We start from the raw sequence: 25,032 nt of genomic DNA, 5'->3' as shown, positions 1-25,032 counted from the left end.
TGGTCAGCTAGATGCCGAATTCTTGAAGGTTTTGAGGGTTCTACTCAGACAATACTAACAATTGATCTTTTTGATGCGGTTGATATGATGGGGATATTGGTCGTGTCGAGACCAGCTGCCCACTTTAGCAAACCCGGACGGGACGACATGCATATCAAATTTATTTTTGCTTAGGTTTTTTCTGCGACCTCGGCAGTGGGCACCGTATTCGCTAATAGGAGAAACTCAATGCAAATTATTAAAATCATTTCCTCTGACACGGTTGAACGTTTAAAGCAAAAAGCACGAAAGCTTAAACGTGAAAAATCCATTACACACACTCAAGCACTCGATGAAATTGCAGTATCTGCTGGTTTTAATCATTGGCATCAGGTTGTACAAGCTAATGACGCACTGAAACCATCAGAAGTGGCATTATCTTCAGGATGTATCATGGCTTTTGATGTCAAAGATGGTATGGATGTCGATACCAGTGATGGGATCTTAATTGAAGACCATTTCTTGGAGATGCTCACTGAAAAGCAGCTATTTGAAATTTATGTCAATTCCCCTGACGAGGACGACGAACAAAACAGGCCGCTAAAAGAAACACTATCGGATTCAGAGCTTCAGGAGTACTTTCGAGATTATTGCTCATTCATGTACTTCCGTCTTGCCGAACCTTACGCAAACAAACCGCTGAAAGAAGTATTGGCTCTTATACGACAGTACTCGTTTTGGATGCCGCAATATATTTGGCTTCAAGGTCACCTTATTGATACTTATCATTTGCCAGCTGAAGACGAGAACGGCAATACCGTAGGCGTAAGGTTTTAGCTCTACAAGATGAGGCCTAACTGGCCTCATATCTTCTTCTGCAAGTGACTTAACGCCAACCCCGCCATCAATGCCAAACCGATGATCAGCGACGGTAACACCACTGGAGGAATGGCCAGCGGGGCAAACAATCCCATAAACAGCAAAATGACGCCTGAGCCCAGGATAATCATGCTGTAGCGGTGAATGATAGGGCTCGAAAAATCAAAGGTTGTTTTCTTAATCTTCCAGGTCATCAAGCCGTCCCACAGCGCCGGTAACATGAGAATAAGCGCAAAGGGCAACCAGACCATCAGCAAAGCAAATCGAGTGAACACTTGGTACAACACATCAAAAAATGCTTGAATACGGTCTTCTACCCAGACAAACCAAAAGCCTCCCATGTTCTCCATCCCTTTAGAACGAAGCCGTTGTTCTTCTGTGGGGATTAAAAAATCACGCACAGATTGCTCCATCTGCGTATCCACAATCCATGATTGATACCAGCGATGGCTTGTTTGACCAATCCAATAGCTTGTTTGAACGCCCAATTGATTTTGGATCATCTGCTTCTCTTTACTAATGACCCGGCCAGTCCAATCACCGGGCACTAACACGCCAATGGCAATAATCTCCAGCATCAGTGCCAGACACAGCAGCCAAACCGACTTATGCTTGCTCATGCCAAACATCCTCTTCTACTCGCGCCAGCATGGCTGCAACGGTTGGCGTCATAATCCGGGCTTTAATCACTTGTTGAAGCCGCTTTGTCGATGTATGGCCACTGACATAACGCACATCGATGCGTCCTTCAGCCAAATACGCCATCCGATTTGGACGATTACGAATCCAGGAGTAGAAATACACACCATCCACGGCGGCCCACTCGAAATGGTCAGGATCACGCAGGCGAATTCCCGTTAAAGCACTGGCGGCAGTCCAGGTCAGCGCCTCAATGAAATGCCACAGGCGTACACTGTCATCATCACAACTGACTTCTTCATAACTACCCAAGCCATTACACAAACACAAATCAAAGATGGAATGGCCATCTAACGTGAACGCATCCGTTAAGTAGTCCGCCAAGCAATACACCGAGGCCAAAGCATGGGGCCAGTCGGTTTCAAGCAGTCTTAAGGTTTCCTTGAACTGGGGGTTATGTTGCTGCCACTGAGCGAGCATTTCTTTACTGGTAAGTGTTGTCATTTTCAGACAGACAGAATGATGCATACAGACTCCTTATGCTGCCTGTGTAGAGCTGGTTAAAATAGGAATGCGGCCTTTGATCACGCGGCCACCTGAAAGCTTGGCGATGTACTCTAGGTTGGGGAGCTGGCCTAATAACTGCGGTGGAAACATATCGCCTTCTTCCTCCATCAAGCGTTCGCCATGATTGCCGGTAAACAGTGCTGGGCTGTCCGAGTTGGACGACATACCTTGAGTTTGCATGATGTACTGCAACCGAGTCTTAGGCAGATTGTCGGTAATGTACTGCTGAGTTTCGGCATCCATCACCCGAAGGGCTATCAAGTTGTTGATGTTACCTAACACCTGGCGAGCCTTAGCTTCACTGCCTGTACGAGCTGCAAAGTCAGCAAAGGTCTGAGTAGCAATCACACAACGCATTTTTGCGCCACGGCCTTTGTTGAGCAGTTGAATGAAGGGATCGTTTACGACTTCAGCCGCCTCATCGATGAAGATATTTACGGGGCGATTTTCAACACCATAGTTATAGCGGTCACCGGCCACGGCGGTGAGATCGGATAAAAGCAACGAACCAATGGCGCTACCAACCATGGCGTCGGTTAATGAATCCAAGCCGATATAGGCCACTTGGGCATTGTTGATAATACGGCCAGAATCCGTAATTAACCGGCTGTCATCCACATCGTTTGCAATCGGTGATAACAATGGGCCTAGTTCACTTGATGTGAGCATATTGAGTACCGGCATCAATGAGGCCACCATCTTGGAATAGTGGGTTCTGTCATGCTCAAACATACTCAATAGCCCCTCTAAATCGGTATTGGCGGCAACGGGCTGAATGCGTTCGTAGTAAAAAAGCAGCATCGCCATAGCTTGTTTAGCTAAGGTATTGGCCTTTTCGGTAAAGCGCTTGATCTCAACACTAAAGTTCGGATACACCTGCTCACCCCAAGCCGTGACGGCTTTTACTACCAAGCCTTCTGGGCCACCTTCCAAGAATCGTCTCAGTGTTTTCAGATCAGGACGTTGTGACGTAAGCAACAGACCTTGCACTATGTTATTCAGTGCCATTTGACCAAAGGCTTTAAATGGATCAGCACCGGTTTCAGATGGGATTAATGCCGCAATTCGGCTGGCAATTTCAGTGCCTCGGTTAAAGTTTCTAAGGGGATTAAGCCGCACCGAATGCTCTGGAAACCCCGGATGAAAATACACAAAGCGCTCAGGACTACCGGCGGCAATACAGGCTCGCTGTGCATTATCCTTAAGTTCCTTGTCTCCCTTAGGGTCAATAATAATCACGGCTTCATTGCGTAAAATGGCCTGAGTGATCATCGCATCAAAGCATCGGGTTTTTCCGGCACCGGTCGTGCCGACAATTAAGGTATGCCCCTCAGTGTGACCAACTGGCTGGTACACATCTTCTTCTTTGGGCTCGACACCATGAATCCAAGTCGAGCCCATTTGCTTGCCGTGACCTTGGTTAAGCAAGGTTTGCTTATCCCGCTTTAGGATTTCATAAGCGCGTTGAGCATGACGTTGGTCCCACTCAAAGCCATACCCTAACCACAATTCATCAGGATGTTTTGCCATCACCTTTTGTAAATGCGACAGCTCCATAAAAGCCAATGGTTTGCCTTTTAGTCCCTTCTGTAACTTATGAAGACGGTAAGCCTCAGGCAGGCGGTACAACGCCATGCCCGAGGAAATCCCTGTCATCCACCAAAATGGCGCAGGTGGTAGCTCAGTCAGCATTTCTGCGGCAATTGCCCCAGTGGCACCAACCAGCCAACCTGCTGCTGCCATGGCTTCATAGTTCGTGCGCCAGGGCATCTCATATGCGTTTTCTTTCATTCATGCTCCGCAAGATAACCGTTTGCAATCGCTTAATTTCAAAAGGATTAACGTTTAGCGTGAGCGGTAAACAAAACCGTTTCCCCCTCATCAAACTGGCATTGGTCACTGGCCGAGATCCCCCGAAGCAATTGCCCGGCTGGAATACCATGCTCATTGGCGACTTGGCGTAAGGTTTGAATCGTGACGCGAATACCATCGGCACTATGATCCACGTCTGGGTAATTGCCATCGGTCAGTAAGATGGGCAAATCTTTCACAAAATTAACCATCTTTTGCCGCTGCGCGTGTTTGGGGTCAGTACTTGACTGCGCATTGGGCGCAATCGGCTTTTGATTACGCTCCGCTCTTGTGGCGGGCTCTTTTGCTTGGGCATTGGTTATCTTAGTTCGACTCGGACGCTGTGAAGCCTCTTCGTTCTGAATTGCTGCCGCTGATTCTGCGTCTTGTTTGGGAAGGTCAATCAGTGCAGTAAGCCCTTTAGAAATCGATACTTTCAGCAGCAACCCTTGCTCCTGAACGCCATCATTCGTAGTAATAGTTCTGGCCTTACGTGTCGGGTTTGCGGGATCTAGTTCAAGCCAATCTAATTGACTGAGTTCAGCAAGCAGTTTTCGGGGAGCACACCAAGGCCTTACGGCATCGGGATAGCGGATCAATATCTGTTCACCAACCATAACCAACGCACTGCTGGCCTCTGGGAGCCACGCCAAAGATTCAGGCAGATTCAATGCTTCTGCATCGTGCTGGTTTACGTTATTTGAGATAGCGCCATCATATGAATTGTTAGGCTTTTCACATCCATCACCTGGAGCATTTTCATTTGCCTGGGGGTTATTAACATCACTGGCATGACGAAGTTCATCATCTTGTTCGGACGAGTTTGTCGATGGTGACTCAGACGAATTGCCGTGTTCAATTGATGATGACCCTTCAGGCAAGTCTGAATGCTCACTGGAGCGACTCTGTGGCTCTTCTTGTGTTTTCTGTGTTGCTTCCCAATCAGATTTGTTAAACAGAGTCACACCACTTGGTACATTCGAGCTGAACAATAAATCGGCCTCAGATATATGCAGCATGGGTAGCCAGATTGGCTTGCCGTCTTTTAGCAGCACTTCAGGGGCAAGGCTTTCGTATCGCTCATTTGAGGCGGATTTAGTGGCTAGTCCTCGCTCAATGAGGATGTCCGCAAGGGTATCGGGATCTCTTGGGATGCCAGGTATCTTGTCTTTGGCCAACAGCTCAATGATGTCTTTAGCCGCGCTTTTCCAAACCAGGTAAAGATGGGTTGATTGATTCGATTTTCGTAACCAGACTCTGGCGTCTCGCTGATTGACCAGCCACTGCGAACCGGCAAGTAATCGCCTCATGGCATCAAGTAGATAGCGTTCGACTGGGACACCAAGGGCATTGTCGTCAACGGAAATGCGTTGAGCTTTCAGGTCTCGCTGGACACTGGTTTGGTCAGCTTCAATAACCAATTTAGACAGGACATGCTCGGGATCAGTATTGCCAATTGCTTCCAGCATGGCTTGCAAAATCTCAGGGCCTGGCTGGGTTAACCAGGCGAGCAACTCAGGTGTCATCACTCGGTTTAACACCAGAATTGAGAATTGCTCGTGCCGTTTGCACCGTCCGTCGCGCCAGCGAATGAAATAGCGTTCAATGCTGTTATTTGTCGTCCACTGAGATAATGTTTCTAAAAAAGGGTTCCACTGATAGCGTCCATCTTCGTCAGTGATGGACAAGTCTGAAACGGGCTTACCAATATCATGGAACAAACCGCCTAATGCCGCCGCAACACGCCACCTTGGCTCTAGCTCTTTTTTCTCAACCGGTGTGCCACTGGCAACAAAGATGATCCCTTCAGCTGCTTGTGCCGCCCAGAAAGCAACTTCCAACGAATGACGTAATAAACCACCAGCACCACTGTGATGATGATGCTCAGAAGCTGGCAACAAATGAACATAAGCAGCCAGATGATCAATGCAGGGCTGAATAAGCCTTTGAAACTCACGCTGATTAAAGCCAAGTACCTGGCGCAGTTTGGCAATTAACTCGTCTTGTGTGGACTGCAAATCTTCAGGTGACGCAGCTGGCAACCCCTTCAGGAATGGCGGATAGCGTGGAATTTCCGCATCCAGTTGCGATGACAGCTCTGGTAGTGCTTTGGTTTGAAAAAATAGGTTTTTGAACATAGTGAACCTCCGACACGATAGTGTGAAGGTTCATAAAATCACCGGCGGTGAATTAGATAAAAGAAATCCAGATCTATTGACACACAGATATTTTGAATAGCATTGCTAATTGATTACAAATGCCGCAGACTTTGTAAACTAACTAGTTACTCGGCTTCTGCTCGGCGCTCTATAAACTTCCGACTCTCCATCGTCTTTTAGATCTATTTCGTATCGACGCCTGTCTAGGACTTCCAAAAATCCCATAATCTGCGAGCTGTCTAAATTAATCTTCCCATCAACTATATTTGTGACAACATTAGTTTTTTCGCAGTAACGTTCTAGCTTATCTTGACTAATGTTTATTGCTTCTGATTGAGATTTAATGGAAGCAATATATCTTGCAGCTCTCGGGTGGTTTTGAGCGTACTGAGATATACTATCAAAGTTAACGAAATCAATTTCACTCGCAATACTCGCAATGTTGGCTGGAACTGCATCCATAATTGCCTTCTGAAGTTGAGCTGTAAACTCTAGGCCACTAGGGCGGAGAATATGAATTAAATCATTCTGAATAATAAAATCGAAGTCATTATCCAATTTGAAAACAGTTTCCTCTAACGACTTTAAAGTATTATCAACATACTGAACCAGCCTATGCCTTTTCTTTATTAAAGTTTTAAACTGAGTTGAACGACGTACAGCTGTTATTCTCTGTTGGTTGTTATCAGTGAGCTTTACAAAGTACGCGAAACATTGATTGATATTGTCAAAAGCACTGCAATCTTCTGGTACATTTTCGGACTCATGAAGAGTTTTAAGCTCTTGTACCAATGGGTCATTGATTGAAAAGGTAAGATATTCAATAGAAGAATATTTTTCTGATGGCTGATACGTAGCCATACTGCTCGCCTTATCCTGCATCTGTGTCTTTGTAAAACTAACCATTTCAACTAATGACTTCTGTACGACTTCATCAACAGGAACAAACACAAAACCTCGATTGGGACTATCCAGACCAAGACCAAACTCAGTTATATTTACATTTTCAAAATCAAAGTTAATAGGCATTATTCATCCTCTAAAAATACCGTTTGGCTAAGCCTGTAAGCTGAAATTTTCTCTCCTTTGACAATATGAGAGCGCTTTGTGATTAATACGACAGGAATTCTGCCACTAATAGAGTTATTTGCTGCATCAGGTTTCAACGTATATACCCTGAACCCCTTCATGGCCCAAAAAATGTTCATATAATGCATATTCAGATGCCAAAACAGAAATACAATGAACGTTATTGCCGCCACATGACCCGCTAAGTCTCTAATACTATCGATATTGACACTATAGAAAGGAAGTAACATAGCAAAAAGGTAAACAAGTAGATGATCTCTGTGATCCTCACAATCGCCAGCGCTCACTTCTCGCCGATCTTTTCTTTTTTTTACTAATATTACGCGGAACCACAAGAATAAATTTGGCACCGTAATAAAAAAAAGGCAGAAAGAAAGAAAATATACTTCCGAAATACCTTTTATTCCCCACCCCTTAATTGCCCAAAGAATGAATAGTGGGGACATACTGCTCAAGACCATTAGTAGTCTAGCTAGCGACAAACCTTCATTATTTCCTGTCATAAAACCACCCTTAAACCTAAATAAATGCTACTCACCAAAAGAATAGATTCTGTAAAATCTATACCATCGAGCAAGCGAGCGGCACTTAAATAGATCGTCATTTTTTATATCTGCCCACCCACACCTTTGAATTTTTCAACAAAAACGGCAATTTTCTGAAAAACCGTTTGCTTCTGGGTTCGGTACTGTGGGTTCAATGGGCTAAGTTTGGGCAGCGCCTCATTAAGAGCAGTGCCATTTTCAGAGGCGTACTCACGTTTGAGTGATGATGCAATATAACGTTTGGCAGCATCGATATTGAGCTTTTCAGAGGCAATAATGGCATCGGCTTCGCGCTTCTGCTCCGCCTGGGCGAATTTGAAGAAAGCGTCGATAATGCTGGCTTTGTCATTGATCTCATCTAGGTTTGTCTGGTTAATAAAATCAACCACTAAGCTCTCTTTCGCTCTATTACCAAGGCTACCACGAATCATACGGCGGACTTCTTCAATCAAGCCTTCTTTGCTCTTGCTCTTCTTATTGTGATCAAAAATCAGTTCCAGAATGTAATCGAGGTTGATTTCTTGCGATTTAAGCAAATCAATTTCAAAGACCACATCGTCCCAGTCTACCGTTGACTTATCTTTGTCCTGGCCTTCTTTGTCGCGGCGTAACCAATCGCGGGTATCGTTGTAGGTAGAGCGATAATCTTGAATAGCACGTTCGCTCGGCATATCGATGGTTTGCATTGCCTCGATGTCAGCATCGTCCAGATAGTACTTTGACTTGAACTCTTCAACAGCTTGTTCATCACTGATATCTAGGCTTTGCAGTGCTTTCAAGCCAGCAAATTCATCGTAGTTTTGTAAAATATTTTCTGCTTTGAGGTATTCACCAAATAGCTTGGCAAATTCCTTTTTATCTTGTTCTTTTTCAATATTTTCTGGGTTTGGAAAGCGTTCTTGCAGCTCTTTTACGATATCAACAAAACCTCGACGCGCCTGCCCAGTAGCAATATCGTTAAAACCTTCCATGTATTCTTTGTAGCTCTTCTCCAACACCACGTTTTTGGTGTTTTTGTCACCAAACAAGGTGATGGCATCAATGGTTGCCTGTTCCAAATCACGGAAGGTAACAATATTGCCAAAGGTCTTCGTCGCATCATAAATGCGATTAGTGCGAGAAAATGCCTGCATCAAGCCGTGATAGCGCAAATTCTTATCAACAAACAAGGTGTTAAGCGTAGGCGCATCAAAGCCCGTTAAAAACATACCGACCACTATGAGCAAATCTATTTCTTGATTCTTCACGCGCTGGGCAAGGTCACGGTAGTAGTTCTGAAAGCCATTACTGTCCACGCCATAGTTAGATTTAAACATGGCATTGTAATCAGTGATCGCGGCGCTCAAAAACTCTTTCGCGCTGCTGTTCATCGCGCTAACTTCAAAGCTCTCATCTAAAATATCACCAATGGCGTCCTGCTCTTCATTGGCAGCAAATGAGAAGATAGTCGCAATGCGTAGAGGTTTACTCGTGGGTCCATTCTCAGCCTCGGCCTGCAATGTCTTGAAGGTTTCATAGTACGCTTTCGCCGCATCAACACTACTTACCGCAAACATGGCATTAAACCCTTTGGCGCCAGAATAGGCTCGATGCGTTTTCTGGTTAAAATGGCTCAGAATATACTGCGAAATTTCACGAATGCGCATTGGATGTAAGAAGGCTTTCTTATTCTCAGCGGCACTAAGCTTCTTTTCATCCTGTTCAGTCTCAATGCTCTTAAACTGCGGACGAACATCGTTATAGTCCACTTTGAACTTGAGTACTTTTTCATCACGAATGGCGTCAGTGATCACATAAGTGTGCAACTGCTGGCCAAACACGCTGCCCGTGGTTTCAGCACCCAAGGCGTTTTCAGGGAAAATTGGCGTACCGGTAAAGCCAAACTGGTAGTACTTTTTGAATTTCTTCTTCAGGTTTTTCTGCGCTTCACCGAACTGGCTTCGATGACACTCATCAAAAATAAAGACAACTTGCTTGTTGTAGATACCTAAATCGCTTTCACTTTTGATTAAGTTATTGAGCTTTTGGATTGTGGTGACGACAATCTTGTTATCGTCTTTGTCCAGGTTACTCTTAAGCCCTGCGGTACTGTCTGAACCGTTCACACTATCAGGCGAGAAGCGCTGATACTCTTTCATCGTCTGATAGTCAAGGTCTTTTCTGTCCACCACAAAAAAGACTTTATCGATACAGTCTAAATCGGTGGCCAAACGTGCCGCTTTAAAGCTGGTTAGTGTTTTGCCTGAACCGGTAGTGTGCCAAATGTACCCGCCGCTCTCGGTGTTGCTCCAATTTTTAGCGTTAAATGCGCTCTTAATCTTCCATAATATGCGCTCTGTAGCGGCAATCTGGTAGGGGCGCATCACTAGCAAGGTATTGCTGACATCAAACACCGAGTAACGCAAGATCACTTCAAGCAACGTCTCTTTCTGGAAAAAAGTCGCTGTAAAGTCTTTTAAATCCTTGATCAGCGTATTGTCTGATTTCGCCCAGTTCATCGTAAAATCGAAGCTGTTTTTGTCGCGCTTGGTGGTATTGGCAAAATAACGCGTGTCGGTGCCATTCGAGATCACAAACAGCTGCAAGAACTTGTACAACGAGTTCTCAGCATTAAAGCTTTCTTTGCTGTACCTATGTATTTGGTTAAACGCCTCACGGATCGCCACACCACGCTTTTTCAGTTCGATTTGCACCAAAGGCAAACCATTGACCAAAATCGTCACATCGTAACGGTTGGCATGGCTTCCCGTTTGCTCAAACTGCTTAATGACCTGCACTTTGTTACGAGCAATGGTCTTTTTGTCGAATAGGTAGATATTTTCTATATGGCCATCATCAAAGACAAAATCAAAGATATAGTCGCTGTGCACCTTACGGGTTTTATCAAGAATATTGTCGCTTGGTGTGTTCAGGTATTGCTCGCAAAAGCGAGCCCACTCGGCATCGGTAAACTCGACCTTATTAAGGGCTCGTAGCTGCTTGCGCACATTCGCCAGCATGGCATCGGGTGTCGTTAGCGCAGGTAAATACTCATAGCCCTGGTTGCTTAGGTCCTGAATCAGTTCACGCTCTAAATCACCTTCGCTTTGATAGCCCTCAGCAATTTGGTCTTGTCGTGTATATTTATCTAAAACAATAAAGTTATTCGATTCTGCAATACTTTTATAGTTGGTCATTGTAATTCCTGCTTCTTGAATCCATAAGTGTTTATTAAGTAACCAACCAGGGCTTCTAATTTATCCTTGTCTTTATCTTCTAGATCCGAGATCTCGTCGCCAGCATGAGCAGAGTGGCTGGATAAATTAAGGATTCTATTGGCGAATGGATCTGGCTTTCCGTCTTGAGATTTTTGAAGAAGTGCAGGCCAATAGTTGTAACCTAGGAAAGTGGCCATTTTCTCAAGAACATTTCTCAGAAGACTAAAATGATACTTTCTGACTTGTCTATCATTAATGGCTTTCTGAAGCTCATTTAGAAGGAATAAGTGATAAGAAAACGGCGAGTCTGTCGGTTGTTCAGGTAGTTCAAAATCACCATCAGCCAGCTTTTCTAATCGGTATTTTTGGAATTCCTTATTTGGCTTATAGATTGGTTTGAAAGTACCATCGGCCTGCTTTTGATAAGCCTTATTATTGAGCTCATTGCAGAGCACATTATAAAAAAGGGGACTATGCGTTGTTATGATAAATTTTAAGTCTGACGAACTAGACTTGATCAAACCTGCTAAATCAACCGCTAATTCAATTAAATGACTATCATCCAATGAACTCACTGGATCATCAATAAATACGTATTCTAAAGCATCAAACTTATCAGTAATTCTATTAGTAGCATCTACCTCATTAAGGGTGGAAACAACTTGTTGTAAAAGAGTGTACATAACACTCCATACAAAGTTACTTTCCTCACCTTTTGAAATTTTTATTACTTCGTATTTACCCTGAACGACATTTTCGACAGCATCAGTCGCGGCAGTATCTAGCTCATAGTTGACAGGTTCATTTGCGGCTACTTGAAAAATGACCTCAGAAAACGCAGGTATCGTTACTTCCTTTTCATCAATTTTAGCTTTATATTTTTCATTAAATATTGGGGTAGCTTTGCTACCCGTATAACGTTGAAAGTTTGTAGCGATGTTGCCGTCTTCGCCCAACTCTTTTAACAAGTCTATCAACCAACCCGTAAAAGTATTTGGTTGTATTTTTAACTTTGGCCTTGAATCTACTTTTAAATCGTTATCCCAATAAAACAGGTCTTCCGTAAAGGCGTTGTAGTACAAGAACTTATCACGAGTTTTCTCTCCATCTCCTTCACTATCATCGTTCTGTGTAGAAGGAACGATTTCCTCCTTAAAAGCTCGTGACAATCGAGTTTTCCCTGTGCCATTAAAGGCATAGATCAACTGTACCTTTTTATTCTTGCTTTTTAAGTCTCTAGCTATGTCCTTTAGTTCCTTACCCATATTAAGCTGCCGCCTCTTCAGGTTTAGGAAAACTCAACAGTAGGTCACGATAATAATCGTATTGCTTTTGGCGCAGTTCAATTTCGCGTGGAAGCCCATCTTGAATTGAGTGACTCAATACATCAAATTTATCTAAAATGGAAACAATGCGATTCTGTTTTTCAATTGATGGTATAGGTATCTGGAACTTCGAAAACTCCGCCTTAGTAATCGTTTTCAAAGTGCTTCCTCTGGCGAATTCTTTTTCTTTATCAAATTTAGCCTTTAGCTGATGTGCAAAATATTTTTTATTTATGTCTGACTTATAATTGGTAAATATAGCTAAAGTTCTATCTACATAACAATCATATTGGGTGATGGCAACACGCCCAATCGTACCTTGCAAGGAAACTATAACAGTACCTTTTTCAACAAATACACTTTTAGGCTGAGCCAGTTTAGAAATTTTCTGTTTCGTTTTTGTATTAAGTTCGAAGCCAAAATCTGCCACATCTGCAACCTGAACAAAAGGCATACAGCCCTCTCCATCAAACCACTCACTGTTTCCATAGGGCTGAGGGAATGAACCGCGCCTAAAAGATGCAACATCCTCTAGGTTCTTCCACTCTACCTCCCCATCATCAAAACTTAACAACTGGTCGCGGTAAAAATTGTATTGTTGCTGCCGCATAATAAGCTCAGCGGTCAGCTCAGCGGTCAGCTCAGCGGTCATAGCGGTAAATACGTCAAGAATGCGCACAATTTCAGCTTGTATTGTCAGCGATTTTTCTGGGTTATCTGGGCATGGGATAGGGATACTAAAGTCTTTGACTTTGGCATCAGAAATAGCTGGATATGCAGATCCACTCTGATTCTCTTCAAGGTACTTTTTAAAATCATTTGAGGAAATCAAATGCAAAATCCACTTAGGTAGAGTCACATCCCTTTTCACTCGCAATACACAATATCCTGTGCTCGCGACTGCTCCATCATATTCCTCATCAATTAAGCAATAGCGCATTTGTGTCGGACGAGTTGTTGCAAATAATACATCGTCTTTTTTTACAAGCTTTTGAGCACGGCTGGGCGCATTGCTAGCTTTTACCTCTGTTGTTTCTATTATTTTTTTTGTATCAACGTTGACTGAAGTTAGATCAATATACTGATGGCTTTCAGAAGTTTCACGCCACTTTATATTCGTAGTTCGCTCAGTAACTTCGCTGATCGGAAGCCAAACCACTTCAACACCATCGAGTAGTTTCTCTACATAGCTAAAATCGTTCATGCCTCAACCTCCTCACCGTCAATTTCCGCAACTATGGCCTCAATATCACTGCGAAGTCGGTCTATTTTCGCAACGGTAATTTTAAGCTCAGCATTGAGCTTATTTATGTCTACTAACTCACGAGTATCTTCGGACTCTACATAACTGCTCACCGAAAGGTTGTAGCTATTGCCTGCTATGATTTCCAATTCAACAGATTTAGCAAAATGATCCACGTTCTCTTTGCTGGCAAACACTTTCATGATGTCTTCAATGTGCTGCTCAGTCAGTACGTTGTTATTGGTTTCTTTTTTAAACAAACCGCTGGCATCGATAAACTGGGTGGTGGTGTCAGTTTTGTGCTTAGACAGCACTAAAATATTCACGGAAATGGTGGTGCCAAAAAACAGGTTAGGTGCCAGTGAAATCACGGTTTCAACATAGTTGTTATCAACCAGATATTGACGAATTTTTTGCTCAGCACCGCCACGGTAAAAAATACCGGGGAAGCACACAATGGCTGCACGCCCTTTGCTTGATAGGTAACTCAGTGCATGCAGCACAAAGGCAAAGTCGGCTTTTGATTTAGGGGCCAGTACGCCAGCGGGCGCAAAGCGGTCGTCGTTGATTAGGGTTGGGTCGTCGCTACCAATCCATTTCACCGAATAAGGCGGGTTAGAGACAATCGCATCAAACGGCTTGTCGTCTAAAAAGTGCGGTTCGGTTAAGGTATCACCCAACTGAATATTGAACTTGTCGTAGTTAATGTTGTGCAAAAACATGTTCATACGCGCTAAGTTGTAGGTGGTGTGGTTGAGCTCTTGGCCAAAAAAACCATCTTCAATGATATGCGCATCAAAGTGCTTTTTAGCTTGTAACAGCAACGAGCCCGAGCCCGCCGCAGGGTCATAAATTTTATTCACACTGGTTTGGCCGTGCATGGCCAGCTGTGCGATCAATTTTGAGACGTGCTGAGGGGTGAAAAATTCACCACCGGATTTACCCGCATTCGCGGCATAGTTTGAAATCAGGAACTCGTAGGCATCACCGAATAAATCAATTTGGTTGTCTTCAAAATTACCGAAGGTTAAACCGGCCACGCCTTTTAACACCGCAGCTAGGCGTTTGTTTTTTGCCTCTACCGTATTACCCAGACGATTACTGGTGGTATCAAAATCCGCAAACAAGCCTTTGATGTCTTTTTCTGAATCATAGCCATTGGCTGAGTTTTCGATTGCCGCAAAAATTGCTGCCAAATCCGTATTTAAATTTTCGTTCTTATGTGCATTGGCCGCCACATTGCTAAACAACTGGCTAGGGTAAAGAAAATAGCCTTTGGTTTTAATGGCATCTTCTTTAGCAAACTTGATGTTTTCATCATCGTCAGACATGGCAGCATAATTAACGCTATCATCTCCGCCTGTGATGTAGTTGACAAAGTTTTCACTGATAAAACGGTAAAACAGCGTACCCAGTACATATTGCTTGAAATCCCAACCATCCACTGAGCCTCGCACATCGTTGGCAATCGCCCATATTTGGCGTTGAAGTTCGGCACGTTGTTGTAAACTTGTCATCTGTTAATTCCTGATTTTAATTCGTCATAATTCATTTATGGGTTGCGCAATGTTCACTGTCGTCGAACATCATTCGTTAAACCCTGGAGCTAAATTCAAATTTCCGACCCCGTAGAGTGTCGGAGTATTCTTTAACCAAAGTTGGTATTCAGTGCCTTGAAGGCTGTGTGCTTTGGAACAATCCACATGCCATTGGCGTAGCAAATACCCAGCGGTTGCTGCTCTAATCTCAACCTTTAGAACGCCACCCGTCATACCATAATCCAATTCAATCGCTTCGCTGTGCTCTATGCGTGGGTGCGGTACTAACTCAAGCTCTACAAATCGGTTCCATTGCCGATCTTGGGTTTCAAGCTCTGTTTCAGACAAAGTGGAATCTTCCAGCACAACCGCTGCTTTAATGCGGGTCAATACAAAGTCACGGAACTCACCATGCTTGCGGTCAAAACCACGAACATGCCAACGCAGGCCATTGTCCACCAGCGTATGCGGTACAATTTCACGCATTGTTTCACCGCTCGATAACGACACATAGGTAATGTTCAAGGCTTTGCCTTTGTGTATGGCCTCAGTAACTTTCGCTACTATCGATAAACTCGGCTTGTTAAGGTGATAAGGTGCTTCACAAGCCAGAGGTGGCTTTACCTTTCCGGTGAAGCCATCTCCGTACCCTTGGCTAATGGTTGCCAGTGTTCTCACAACGTCGTAGTCGAACAAGGGCTCAAAAGCTTCACCACGCTTATGCAACTTGAGCTTTTGGTCATACTCGATGTTGCCTGGTGCAAGCTCTCGGTACATTGTAAAGTCTTTCGTTGCTTGTGTTGGCGCTATACTGAAACGCTCAACCAAATCAGCGCGTACCGCTTCGCCCTTGAATAACAGGGTAAAGTCAATATGCGCAATACGATCACGGCTAGCTTGAGGTAGTTCTTCTAAAAGCGTTTTAGGCTTGCTTCCAGACAGATCATGTTTATTCAGCTTCATGCAACCTTCATCTATTCAACATCTAAGCATTGTGAAGACTTGAGCTTTCTGAGATAAGCTGCCGGATCATGCAAGCCTTGGCTGTCTGTTCCAAGTTCAAGTTTCTTTAATAACGCACTCTTGAGATCTCGACTATGCTCGCCAAAACAAGGGGCATTAGTTGTTTCGTCAATCTCCCGCAGCAAAGCCAATACACCCGAATACGCAAGATACTTTTCTGTTTTGGTTGCATTTTCATGGCTAACAACTTGGATCAGCTCTTCTAAAATAGTGAGCTTTGATAAAAGCTCCATTGATGTATTCATGCGCCCCCTCCAGAAACCAACTCCACCTTGTGTGGTTGCTCACAGCAAGAAAACAATTTGAGTTATACAGCCTAACTAAATTTATTAGGTATCATCCTATCACAAATTATTTTGTAGGGAAGACTAAGCGGCAACTTTTTGATCTGGATTGCAATTGCCGCTCAGGTATGGGCGTGAAGACCTTGTTTGGTGCCATCGATGATAGTTGCTATCAATCAATGCGCTACCCGAACCAGTGACACCACGATGTTACCGCGATGAGATCCCCCTTTGTCCGACTCTGTAGACATCGGGACTCGTTGCTCACTCTCTCGAACGCGCCTAGCAACTTCTGCCTGGGCAGGCAGCAATGGCAGCATCCCTTCAGCAATCGCGTCCGGTGCAGATTCTTGGCCACAGGACATCAAATGCTTCCATGGATCTTTAAGAAAGCGCTCGAACGTGATGCCAAATTCAATGATGCGGGCAGAGACGAAGATTTCGCCCCAGTATTCAATGTAGGTGTCTTGGTACATGGAAAGATTCCTCTTATTGGTTAAACCATGAGTTCACTTTCCATTTTCCAGAGATTTTCAAATATGCAAGGCTTACCTTGTAGAGAGCTACAAAGCTTTAAATCGATTGCGGGCATCTTTGTAGTCATAGTGGGCATGTTCTGAGCCACGATGATACAAATCATCTAGGTAAGTTTGTTCCTGCGGCAACTCGTCTTCGCTGATTTCGCGCCACCAATGTTTGTTGGCACCTTTTACACCGTCATGCCAGCGGTAACCGCGCTCTTTTAAATAGTCCTTTACGTCAAACGGCGCACCAAACGCACGAACTAACACAGTTCGCCTGTCTGCTTCAGACAACAAGTTTGCAACGGACTCGGGCAACAAATGAAACAACCAGGCCATCGCCAAACAATCGGTTGCAGCTCGGTGTCCTTCATAGAACCAACCTAAGCGAAGCAGCAGGTACTCAAGCTTTCGACTTTCAAAACCCAGCGCCTTCCAATCTATGCCACTGGCTGAACAGGCCCAAGATAGATGTCCTAATGCAGCAAACCGCTTTTCAAAGAAAGGACGATCAAACTGTGCATTGTGTGCAACCACCAGCGGATCATCGGATAACCAACTCGCTACCAGTGAATCATCAATGTGCTGGCCTTGCACCATCTCATCGGTGATGCCGGTTAACTCGGTAATCAGCTCGGGGATTGGCTTGCCGGGATCTTCATACAAGCTGATCACATCAACAATCGACACAATCCGCTGAGCAGAGGGGCTGTAAAGCACCTTAACCATACCAAGCTCAATAATGGACTCATCATCGGCAGACAGTCCGGTTGTCTCTGTATCGAGCAGCACCATTGGCTGTTCATCACCGACCACAGGAGAAAGTTCAAGTGGCCAAGACTGCGGCTCACGCGTTAATGGAATACGCTCCAGCAATCTAAAATCTTCTGGTCTTTCTGGGATATCCGCGAGGCGCTCTAGCGGAAATGGCGCAGGGGCTCTTGTCATTGATGGTTTCTCTTCAATTCTATTGTTCGCTTTGGGTTATTTCACTGTGCCACAGGTTTTTCAAAATGCACCTTGAATACCTCAGCGTTTTTTTAATCTTTCTACTGGGTGAACCCATGTATGAAGGCTTTGACTAAGCCTTTCAGAAAGCCTTAGCTAAACCGTTTAGGTAACCCTTACCGATACCCTTTACGTATGGCTTGGCCAACCCCTTTTCAAACGGTTGCAAAAGGTTTGAACTGAGTTCGACTGAGCATTTTAAAGATGCTCCTGACTTCGCTTTAAGCCAGTAAATTCAATACGAAGCAGAATTTTACTAACTGTTTTTAAACCCTTTGCAAAGGGTTCAACAATCCTTGTCTGACGGTTACTTGACCCATGCGTTAACCAGTAGCAGTAACAGGATCAGTAACAGAAACAAGAGCAGTAGGCAGAAGCAGTATTGTCCAAGCCTTGCAGGCTTTGACGAGGGCGAGCAAACCCACATCTAGTTTTCAACACAAAAAAGAAATCACCTACGACACAACGTCTTACTCGAACAACACCAGTTTTACCTACAATTTTACTTGTAGAAATCAGCATAGCATTAGATACTGTATAAACAAACAGTATCAGTTGTAATTTTTCGAGGTTCGTCATGAGTGTCTCGCTGATAGGCCGTAGCGGCGCACTTGCCTTCATCAAAGCCAAGCGCCTTCGTATTCCATTGTTCATGGAACGTGTTTCTGCTGGTTTTCCCTCACCAGCGCAGGATTATGTTGAGCAAACGCTCGACCTCAACGAGCTGTGCATCAAGCGACCGGCTGCAACGTTCTTTGTGCGTGTTGAAGGTGATTCAATGATTGATGCTGGGATTCACCCAGATGATATTTTGGTGGTTGATCGTTCTGTTCAAGCAGAACACGGTGACATTGTCATCGCTGGCATCCATGGAGAACTCACGGTAAAGGAGCTTCAACTAAGGCCGTGCGTCAAGCTGATCCCAAGAAACCAGGCGTATGAGCCCATTCATATTCCTGAAGGGGCAGAGTTAGAGATATTTGGTGTGGTCACCAATGTGGTGCGAAACATGCGCCGTAAGTCGTGACTGTCCCATGCCTGTATTTGCCTTGGTGGACTGCAACAACTTTTACGCCAGTTGTGAGAAGCTGTTTCGTCCTGATTTAAAAGATACGCCGGTTGTGGTGCTGTCCAACAATGACGGCTGCGTGGTTGCACGCTCGCGTGAAGCTAAGTTACTCGGTATTAAAATGGGCGTACCCGTCTTTCAGATCAAAGCCGAAATGCAGCGCCATGGCATTTTGGCATTCTCCTCTAACTATGCGCTTACAGTTGGGAAATACTTTAGACATCACATGTTGTAATGTTTCAGGTTGTATAAATTAGACGTCGAGATGAGGGGTGGTTACAATTTTTACTATTGGTTAAGAAATATCTTGAAAAAGTAGATGTATGAACGCGTAACCCCCTGGGGGAAGGCTTAGCAGTGTGAATAACGGATGATTTAGGTGTTAATGTGATTGAACAAAATAGGTCGTTTCCAGATGACTTCGGCTTTGACTATTGTCTTATGTGGATTAGTACGGAGAAATATCCCTCATTTATAAGTAGGCCACACCCTGACAGTGGCGAGATCATCCATGACGTTAGGGACAACTCAAAACCATTTGCTCATAAACTTCCAATTTTAATAGACCCCGATGGTATCAATGTGGTGCCAGTGAATCTATATCTTCACTCTTTGTTGGCAGATCCAGATATATCCTCCGATAAGACGATTCAATCCCATGCAGTTGCGTTATTGAGCTTCTATCGGTGGTTGAGCACGGAAATCCCCGAACATACACACCCAAGGACTGGCCTTCTGGTTGATGAAAAACCTCCGTTAACAATATATGACTGCACCGAGAAGGTAGAGGAAAGTCCAATCGTGAGATATCGAGACTATTTATTGGAAAACCTTTATACCAAGGATGAAACTGGAAAAGTCGGTGGTTCTCCAAGTACAGCCTCTTCAGTGGTCCACCGAATGCGATTTCCGTCTGCATCTGTTGAAGTTGGGCGACGACGGCTTCTGAGCCTTTACCGGCCTCACATTCAAGGCACAAGAACACCTGCCTTAACAGTTGCTCCAGGAGATTGCATTGTTCATCGTAATGTTGCCACTGGTACTCTTCCACGGTCCGTTTCTGTTTTTTCAGGTAAAGGCAGAGGGTCTGGATATCCCTGTCATTCATGACCTTCAATGCCTGTTGTCTGACTACTGAGAAGGGTTGATTATCATCAATGTTCTCATCCACAAACAGATGCAGTAACTCTGCCGCTTTCGTGACATTGTCCGCGGCTGACTGCCAGGACAGGAACACTGCTTGTTGTGCAAAGGTGTTGGCAGCTTCTTGTTGCTTGCGGATATGGTAAATGAACCCATCAGTTAACCGTTCCAGTGCCAGTTGTATCCGCTCTGTCAGGTGACATAGCAACCATAGATGCTGCTGTGCGCGTTTGAATCGTTTGAGTTTACTACCGTAATAGTTGATGAGCTCACCGAAGTGTTGTCGATTTTTAAGAGACAGATTAAGCCCATCGATAACGCCATTGATTTGCGTGCGCCATGGCGCTAACTGATGATAAAGGGCAAGCTCTTTTTTAAGTTCAGGTACGGTCAGACTTTTTGCACCGCCTCTGAGCTGGTTCAGGCTTAGTCCGTCATCAATGGCTGTTATGCTGTCCAGAAAGACGTGAAGTTCAGGACTGGTGAGTTGATTAAGTTGGTGCGCCAGGTCTTTTCTGACCTGCTGCATCGCTCTGCTTATCAGTCTCTGGAGTACGGTGTACCTAGGGATAGCAATGCTGTGACTGGTTAGGAATTCAATAGCAGTATCAAAGAGGTAACGCGGCTCCAGCCAGGCATTGCCCACCTGAACAAGGTGGTCGAAAAGAGAATTGAAGTGCTGACTTTCGTCCCATTTGTGATAACCAGCAAGGTCTAATACTTTTGCGTAGAGTCGATCTTTTTGTTTTTGTGAGGGAGTGAATGGTCTGAGCCCCTTGCCGCCAAGCAGCTCTTTACTGATGAACATTAAATCCTTAGAAACCTGCGAGTAAGCGATATCTAGGATGACGGGCTTTGATTTGAAGTATCCCAAAATCGCGACAAAGTAACATCTATGAGCTCTGAGACGAATTGACCGAAAAACTGCCAATTCCGCATCGTTCAGAGAAAAGTACAGACGTTGTTCTTCGATTGAAAAAATGGGTGGGGAATAAAGATCTGCCTGTTCTGCTCTCGTGAGAATAGTAATTTCGTTTTTGATGGCCATATCAGGGCTGTTCCGTATTAAATGTACGATATTTACCTAATTTGCCACACTTATAAGTAGTAACCCACCTCCGCAGCCATTTATTGGTGTGGTCTACAGAGGATTAAGTCTTTTTAGAGGGGAAAATCCCTAGAACCCCATCTCCAAACATATCAAGCGTGTCTGTATCCCACTCTATTGTAAACAAGACATTTTTATCTTTTATATTCAATGGCTTATTTTCCTGCTAATTGGTAATACCATGAAAAATACCATGCTCAGAAAAGGCTTAACAATATTTTGAAAAATTGCCTACTGAGCGCTGCCGCACAGCTCCATAGGCCGCTTTCCTGGCTTTGCTTCCAGATGTATGCTATTCTGCTCCTGCAGCTAATGGATCACCGCAAACAGGTTACTCGCCTGGGGATTCCCTTTCGACCCGAGCATCCGTATGAGACTCATGCTCGATTATTATTATTATAGAAGCCCCCATGAATAAATCGCTCATCATTTTCGGCATCGTCAACATAACCTCGGACAGTTTCTCCGATGGAGGCCGGTATCTGGCGCCAGACGCAGCCATTGCGCAGGCGCGTAAGCTGATGGCCGAGGGGGCAGATGTGATCGACCTCGGTCCGGCATCCAGCAATCCCGACGCCGCGCCTGTTTCGTCCGACACAGAAATCGCGCGTATCGCGCCGGTGCTGGACGCGCTCAAGGCAGATGGCATTCCCGTCTCGCTCGACAGTTATCAACCCGCGACGCAAGCCTATGCCTTGTCGCGTGGTGTGGCCTATCTCAATGATATTCGCGGTTTTCCAGACGCTGCGTTCTATCCGCAATTGGCGAAATCATCTGCCAAACTCGTCGTTATGCATTCGGTGCAAGACGGGCAGGCAGATCGGCGCGAGGCACCCGCTGGCGACATCATGGATCACATTGCGGCGTTCTTTGACGCGCGCATCGCGGCGCTGACGGGTGCCGGTATCAAACGCAACCGCCTTGTCCTTGATCCCGGCATGGGGTTTTTTCTGGGGGCTGCTCCCGAAACCTCGCTCTCGGTGCTGGCGCGGTTCGATGAATTGCGGCTGCGCTTCGATTTGCCGGTGCTTCTGTCTGTTTCGCGCAAATCCTTTCTGCGCGCGCTCACAGGCCGTGGTCCGGGGGATGTCGGGGCCGCGACACTCGCTGCAGAGCTTGCCGCCGCCGCAGGTGGAGCTGACTTCATCCGCACACACGAGCCGCGCCCCTTGCGCGACGGGCTGGCGGTATTGGCGGCGCTGAAAGAAACCGCAAGAATTCGTTAACTGCACATTCGGGATATTTCTCTATATTCGCGCTTCATCAGAAAACTGAAGGAACCTCCATTGAATCGAACTAATATTTTTTTTGGTGAATCGCATTCTGACTGGTTGCCTGTCAGAGGCGGAGAATCTGGTGATTTTGTTTTTCGACGTGGTGACGGGCATGCCTTCGCGAAAATCGCACCTGCTTCCCGCCGCGGTGAGCTCGCTGGAGAGCGTGACCGCCTCATTTGGCTCAAAGGTCGAGGTGTGGCTTGCCCCGAGGTCATCAACTGGCAGGAGGAACAGGAGGGTGCATGCTTGGTGATAACGGCAATTCCGGGAGTACCGGCGGCTGATCTGTCTGGAGCGGATTTGCTCAAAGCGTGGCCGTCAATGGGGCAGCAACTTGGCGCTGTTCACAGCCTATCGGTTGATCAATGTCCGTTTGAGCGCAGGCTGTCGCGAATGTTCGGACGCGCCGTTGATGTGGTGTCCCGCAATGCCGTCAATCCCGACTTCTTACCGGACGAGGACAAGAGTACGCCGCAGCTCGATCTTTTGGCTCGTGTCGAACGAGAGCTACCGGTGCGGCTCGACCAAGAGCGCACCGATATGGTTGTTTGCCATGGTGATCCCTGCATGCCGAACTTCATGGTGGACCCTAAAACTCTTCAATGCACGGGTCTGATCGACCTTGGGCGGCTCGGAACAGCAGATCGCTATGCCGATTTGGCACTCATGATTGCTAACGCCGAAGAGAACTGGGCAGCGCCAGATGAAGCAGAGCGCGCCTTCGCTGTCCTATTCAATGTATTGGGGATCGAAGCCCCCGACCGCGAACGCCTTGCCTTCTATCTGCGATTGGACCCTCTGACTTGGGGTTGATGTTCATGCCGCCTGTTTTTCCTGCTCATTGGCACGTTTCGCAACCTGTTCTCATTGCGGACACCTTTTCCAGCCTCGTTTGGAAAGTTTCATTGCCAGACGGGACTCCTGCAATCGTCAAGGGATTGAAACCTATAGAAGACATTGCTGATGAACTGCGCGGGGCCGACTATCTGGTATGGCGCAATGGGAGGGGAGCAGTCCGGTTGCTCGGTCGTGAGAACAATCTGATGTTGCTCGAATATGCCGGGGAGCGAATGCTCTCTCACATCGTTGCCGAGCACGGCGACTACCAGGCGACCGAAATTGCAGCGGAACTAATGGCGAAGCTGTATGCCGCATCTGAGGAACCCCTGCCTTCTGCCCTTCTCCCGATCCGGGATCGCTTTGCAGCTTTGTTTCAGCGGGCGCGCGATGATCAAAACGCAGGTTGTCAAACTGACTACGTCCACGCGGCGATTATAGCCGATCAAATGATGAGCAATGCCTCGGAACTGCGTGGGCTACATGGCGATCTGCATCATGAAAACATCATGTTCTCCAGTCGCGGCTGGCTGGTGATAGATCCCGTCGGTCTGGTCGGTGAAGTGGGCTTTGGCGCCGCCAATATGTTCTACGATCCGGCTGACAGAGACGACCTTTGTCTCGATCCTAGACGCATTGCACAGATGGCGGACGCATTCTCTCGTGCGCTGGACGTCGATCCGCGTCGCCTGCTCGACCAGGCGTACGCTTATGGGTGCCTTTCCGCAGCTTGGAACGCGGATGGAGAAGAGGAGCAACGCGATCTAGCTATCGCGGCCGCGATCAAGCAGGTGCGACAGACGTCATACTAGATATCAAGCGACTTCTCCTATCCCCTGGGAACACATCAATCTCACCGGAGAATATCGCTGGCCAAAGCCTTAGCGTAGGATTCCGCCCCTTCCCGCAAACGACCCCAAACAGGAAACGCAGCTGAAACGGGAAGCTCAACACCCACTGACGCATGGGTTGTTCAGGCAGTACTTCATCAACCAGCAAGGCGGCACTTTCGGCCATCCGCCGCGCCCCACAGCTCGGGCAGAAACCGCGACGCTTACAGCTGAAAGCGACCAGGTGCTCGGCGTGGCAAGACTCGCAGCGAACCCGTAGAAAGCCATGCTCCAGCCGCCCGCATTGGAGAAATTCTTCAAATTCCCGTTGCACATAGCCCGGCAATTCCTTTCCCTGCTCTGCCATAAGCGCAGCGAATGCCGGGTAATACTCGTCAACGATCTGATAGAGAAGGGTTTGCTCGGGTCGGTGGCTCTGGTAACGACCAGTATCCCGATCCCGGCTGGCCGTCCTGGCCGCCACATGAGGCATGTTCCGCGTCCTTGCAATACTGTGTTTACATACAGTCTATCGCTTAGCGGAAAGTTCTTTTACCCTCAGCCGAAATGCCTGCCGTTGCTAGACATTGCCAGCCAGTGCCCGTCACTCCGCGGTCTTCACTGCGTGATCGAGTTGATCGACACCCGCCGTGACACGCTCCATGAAGTGCCTGCCTGCGTCTGTTAGCCGAACGCCCCGCGCATGGCGCTCAAATAGCAGGACACCAAGGTTATCCTCCAGCGCTTTCACACGCGCGCTGACGCTCGACTGGCTGATACCAAGTGCCTTGGCCGCATGCCGAAAATTCAGATGCTCGGCGACGGCGATGAACTGAACAAGGGAAATGAGCGGTATCCTGCCAGACAGGATACCGACATTCACGAGGTTTCGATGGTTAGTGCGCCGCATCGGAGCGGGCC

20 protein-coding genes and 3 pseudogenes are annotated in these 25,032 nt (G+C 46.2%); 6 read left to right on the top strand and 17 right to left on the bottom strand.

Going from position 1 to position 25,032, the window contains the following annotated elements:
- The first annotated feature begins 228 nt into the window (after positions 1–228).
- Complete coding sequence (locus GSF13_RS09215) at positions 229–816, top strand: plasmid-related protein (protein WP_211868023.1); 588 nt, start codon at positions 229–231, stop codon at positions 814–816.
- Positions 817–842: 26 nt separating this feature from the next.
- On the opposite strand, the gene GSF13_RS09210 is transcribed toward GSF13_RS09215, so the two are convergent.
- The 14 genes from GSF13_RS09210 to GSF13_RS09145 all read right to left on the bottom strand — a co-directional run bounded on the left by GSF13_RS09210 (position 843) and on the right by GSF13_RS09145 (position 17,787).
- Entirely contained in the window at positions 843–1,478 is a 636-nt protein-coding gene (locus GSF13_RS09210; RefSeq protein ID WP_211868021.1) for a DUF4400 domain-containing protein, read from the bottom strand.
- Positions 1,465–2,025: a conjugative transfer protein gene (locus GSF13_RS09205; RefSeq protein WP_211868019.1), complete on the bottom strand. Its 561-nt coding sequence runs from the start codon at positions 2,023–2,025 to the stop codon at positions 1,465–1,467. Before GSF13_RS09205 ends, GSF13_RS09210 begins: the two co-directional genes overlap by 14 nt.
- Before the next feature lie 9 nt (positions 2,026–2,034).
- Positions 2,035–3,855: a conjugative transfer system coupling protein TraD gene (gene traD / locus GSF13_RS09200; RefSeq protein ID WP_211868017.1), complete on the bottom strand. Its 1,821-nt coding sequence runs from the start codon at positions 3,853–3,855 to the stop codon at positions 2,035–2,037.
- 47 nt (positions 3,856–3,902) lie between these two features.
- The gene (gene mobH / locus GSF13_RS09195; protein ID WP_211868014.1) at positions 3,903–6,053 is read right to left on the bottom strand and encodes a MobH family relaxase; all 2,151 of its coding nucleotides are present in this window, start codon (positions 6,051–6,053) and stop codon (positions 3,903–3,905) included.
- Positions 6,054–6,191: 138 nt separating this feature from the next.
- A complete protein-coding gene (locus GSF13_RS09190; RefSeq protein WP_211867998.1) occupies positions 6,192–7,103 on the bottom strand; it encodes a Kiwa anti-phage protein KwaB-like domain-containing protein in 912 nt (303 codons plus the stop codon).
- On the bottom strand, positions 7,103–7,666 hold the full coding sequence (locus GSF13_RS09185) for a hypothetical protein (RefSeq protein ID WP_211867997.1): 564 nt from the start codon (positions 7,664–7,666) through the stop codon (positions 7,103–7,105). Before GSF13_RS09185 ends, GSF13_RS09190 begins: the two co-directional genes overlap by 1 nt.
- A 104-nt stretch (positions 7,667–7,770) precedes the next feature.
- Positions 7,771–10,884, bottom strand: coding sequence for a type I restriction endonuclease subunit R (locus GSF13_RS09180; protein WP_211867995.1), 3,114 nt, complete (start codon positions 10,882–10,884; stop codon positions 7,771–7,773).
- Positions 10,881–12,170, bottom strand: a complete 1,290-nt coding sequence (locus tag GSF13_RS09175; RefSeq protein WP_211867993.1) for an anticodon nuclease — start codon at positions 12,168–12,170, stop codon at positions 10,881–10,883. Before GSF13_RS09175 ends, GSF13_RS09180 begins: the two co-directional genes overlap by 4 nt.
- A gap of 1 nt (position 12,171) precedes the next feature.
- Complete coding sequence (locus GSF13_RS09170) at positions 12,172–13,434, bottom strand: restriction endonuclease subunit S (protein WP_211867991.1); 1,263 nt, start codon at positions 13,432–13,434, stop codon at positions 12,172–12,174.
- Entirely contained in the window at positions 13,431–14,990 is a 1,560-nt protein-coding gene (locus GSF13_RS09165) for a type I restriction-modification system subunit M (RefSeq protein WP_211867989.1), read from the bottom strand. Before GSF13_RS09165 ends, GSF13_RS09170 begins: the two co-directional genes overlap by 4 nt.
- A gap of 69 nt (positions 14,991–15,059) precedes the next feature.
- Positions 15,060–15,974 carry a WYL domain-containing protein gene (locus tag GSF13_RS09160; RefSeq protein ID WP_211867987.1) on the bottom strand — a complete coding sequence of 305 codons (915 nt, stop codon included), beginning with the start codon at positions 15,972–15,974 and terminating at the stop codon, positions 15,060–15,062.
- Positions 15,975–15,985: 11 nt separating this feature from the next.
- The gene (locus GSF13_RS09155; RefSeq protein ID WP_211867985.1) at positions 15,986–16,279 is read right to left on the bottom strand and encodes a hypothetical protein; all 294 of its coding nucleotides are present in this window, start codon (positions 16,277–16,279) and stop codon (positions 15,986–15,988) included.
- 215 nt (positions 16,280–16,494) lie between these two features.
- Positions 16,495–16,794, bottom strand: a complete 300-nt coding sequence (locus GSF13_RS09150) for a hypothetical protein (RefSeq protein WP_032479286.1) — start codon at positions 16,792–16,794, stop codon at positions 16,495–16,497.
- Positions 16,795–16,881: 87 nt separating this feature from the next.
- Positions 16,882–17,787, bottom strand: a complete 906-nt coding sequence (locus GSF13_RS09145) for a 3'-5' exonuclease (RefSeq protein ID WP_211867983.1) — start codon at positions 17,785–17,787, stop codon at positions 16,882–16,884.
- 637 nt (positions 17,788–18,424) lie between these two features.
- Here GSF13_RS09145 and umuD point away from each other — a divergent pair.
- Both umuD and GSF13_RS09135 read left to right on the top strand, forming a co-directional pair.
- Positions 18,425–18,874: a translesion error-prone DNA polymerase V autoproteolytic subunit gene (umuD, locus tag GSF13_RS09140; RefSeq protein ID WP_000116661.1), complete on the top strand. Its 450-nt coding sequence runs from the start codon at positions 18,425–18,427 to the stop codon at positions 18,872–18,874.
- A gap of 7 nt (positions 18,875–18,881) precedes the next feature.
- Positions 18,882–19,115, top strand: a pseudogene (locus GSF13_RS09135) (DNA polymerase V subunit UmuC); the annotation flags it as partial.
- A gap of 684 nt (positions 19,116–19,799) precedes the next feature.
- Here GSF13_RS09135 and GSF13_RS09130 read toward each other — a convergent pair.
- A pseudogene (locus GSF13_RS09130) lies at positions 19,800–21,107 on the bottom strand (Tn3-like element ISShfr9 family transposase); the annotation flags it as partial.
- Between the two features lie 470 nt (positions 21,108–21,577).
- Between GSF13_RS09130 and sul2 the strand changes: the two are divergent.
- The 3 genes from sul2 to GSF13_RS09115 are packed head-to-tail and all read left to right on the top strand — an operon-like array spanning position 21,578 to position 24,093.
- Complete coding sequence (sul2, locus tag GSF13_RS09125) at positions 21,578–22,393, top strand: sulfonamide-resistant dihydropteroate synthase Sul2 (RefSeq protein WP_001043260.1); 816 nt, start codon at positions 21,578–21,580, stop codon at positions 22,391–22,393.
- Between the two features lie 60 nt (positions 22,394–22,453).
- Positions 22,454–23,257: an aminoglycoside O-phosphotransferase APH(3'')-Ib gene (gene aph(3'')-Ib / locus GSF13_RS09120; RefSeq protein ID WP_001082319.1), complete on the top strand. Its 804-nt coding sequence runs from the start codon at positions 22,454–22,456 to the stop codon at positions 23,255–23,257.
- Positions 23,257–24,093: an aminoglycoside O-phosphotransferase APH(6)-Id gene (locus GSF13_RS09115; protein WP_000480968.1), complete on the top strand. Its 837-nt coding sequence runs from the start codon at positions 23,257–23,259 to the stop codon at positions 24,091–24,093. Before aph(3'')-Ib ends, GSF13_RS09115 begins: the two co-directional genes overlap by 1 nt.
- Positions 24,094–24,199: 106 nt before the next feature.
- Here the strand turns inward: GSF13_RS09115 and GSF13_RS09110 are convergent.
- A pseudogene (locus GSF13_RS09110) lies at positions 24,200–24,604 on the bottom strand (IS91 family transposase); the annotation flags it as partial.
- Between the two features lie 111 nt (positions 24,605–24,715).
- Entirely contained in the window at positions 24,716–25,021 is a 306-nt protein-coding gene (locus GSF13_RS09105) for a LysR family transcriptional regulator (protein WP_001255015.1), read from the bottom strand.
- Between the last annotated feature and the right edge of the window lie 11 nt (positions 25,022–25,032).

Source organism: Pseudoalteromonas sp. M8, from assembly GCF_018141365.1.
Taxonomy (GTDB): Bacteria; Pseudomonadota; Gammaproteobacteria; order Enterobacterales; family Alteromonadaceae; genus Pseudoalteromonas.
The sequence above is the reverse complement of the archived record's forward strand: the minus strand, read 5'-3'. Positions and strand labels throughout refer to the sequence as shown.

Excerpts from the sequence above, each read along its gene's own strand:
- GSF13_RS09215 (WP_211868023.1), top strand. The coding sequence starts at position 229 with ATGCAAATTATTAAAATCATTTCCTCTGACACGGTTGAACGTTTAAAG.
- GSF13_RS09210 (WP_211868021.1), bottom strand. The coding sequence starts at position 1,478 with ATGAGCAAGCATAAGTCGGTTTGGCTGCTGTGTCTGGCACTGATGCTG.
- GSF13_RS09205 (WP_211868019.1), bottom strand. The coding sequence starts at position 2,025 with ATGCATCATTCTGTCTGTCTGAAAATGACAACACTTACCAGTAAAGAA.
- traD (WP_211868017.1), bottom strand. The coding sequence starts at position 3,855 with ATGAAAGAAAACGCATATGAGATGCCCTGGCGCACGAACTATGAAGCC.
- mobH (WP_211868014.1), bottom strand. The coding sequence starts at position 6,053 with ATGTTCAAAAACCTATTTTTTCAAACCAAAGCACTACCAGAGCTGTCA.
- GSF13_RS09190 (WP_211867998.1), bottom strand. The coding sequence starts at position 7,103 with ATGCCTATTAACTTTGATTTTGAAAATGTAAATATAACTGAGTTTGGT.
- GSF13_RS09185 (WP_211867997.1), bottom strand. The coding sequence starts at position 7,666 with ATGACAGGAAATAATGAAGGTTTGTCGCTAGCTAGACTACTAATGGTC.
- GSF13_RS09180 (WP_211867995.1), bottom strand. The coding sequence starts at position 10,884 with ATGACCAACTATAAAAGTATTGCAGAATCGAATAACTTTATTGTTTTA.
- GSF13_RS09175 (WP_211867993.1), bottom strand. The coding sequence starts at position 12,170 with ATGGGTAAGGAACTAAAGGACATAGCTAGAGACTTAAAAAGCAAGAAT.
- GSF13_RS09170 (WP_211867991.1), bottom strand. The coding sequence starts at position 13,434 with ATGAACGATTTTAGCTATGTAGAGAAACTACTCGATGGTGTTGAAGTG.
- GSF13_RS09165 (WP_211867989.1), bottom strand. The coding sequence starts at position 14,990 with ATGACAAGTTTACAACAACGTGCCGAACTTCAACGCCAAATATGGGCG.
- GSF13_RS09160 (WP_211867987.1), bottom strand. The coding sequence starts at position 15,974 with ATGAAGCTGAATAAACATGATCTGTCTGGAAGCAAGCCTAAAACGCTT.
- GSF13_RS09155 (WP_211867985.1), bottom strand. The coding sequence starts at position 16,279 with ATGAATACATCAATGGAGCTTTTATCAAAGCTCACTATTTTAGAAGAG.
- GSF13_RS09150 (WP_032479286.1), bottom strand. The coding sequence starts at position 16,794 with ATGTACCAAGACACCTACATTGAATACTGGGGCGAAATCTTCGTCTCT.
- GSF13_RS09145 (WP_211867983.1), bottom strand. The coding sequence starts at position 17,787 with ATGACAAGAGCCCCTGCGCCATTTCCGCTAGAGCGCCTCGCGGATATC.
- umuD (WP_000116661.1), top strand. The coding sequence starts at position 18,425 with ATGAGTGTCTCGCTGATAGGCCGTAGCGGCGCACTTGCCTTCATCAAA.
- sul2 (WP_001043260.1), top strand. The coding sequence starts at position 21,578 with ATGAATAAATCGCTCATCATTTTCGGCATCGTCAACATAACCTCGGAC.
- GSF13_RS09115 (WP_000480968.1), top strand. The coding sequence starts at position 23,257 with ATGTTCATGCCGCCTGTTTTTCCTGCTCATTGGCACGTTTCGCAACCT.
- GSF13_RS09105 (WP_001255015.1), bottom strand. The coding sequence starts at position 25,021 with ATGCGGCGCACTAACCATCGAAACCTCGTGAATGTCGGTATCCTGTCT.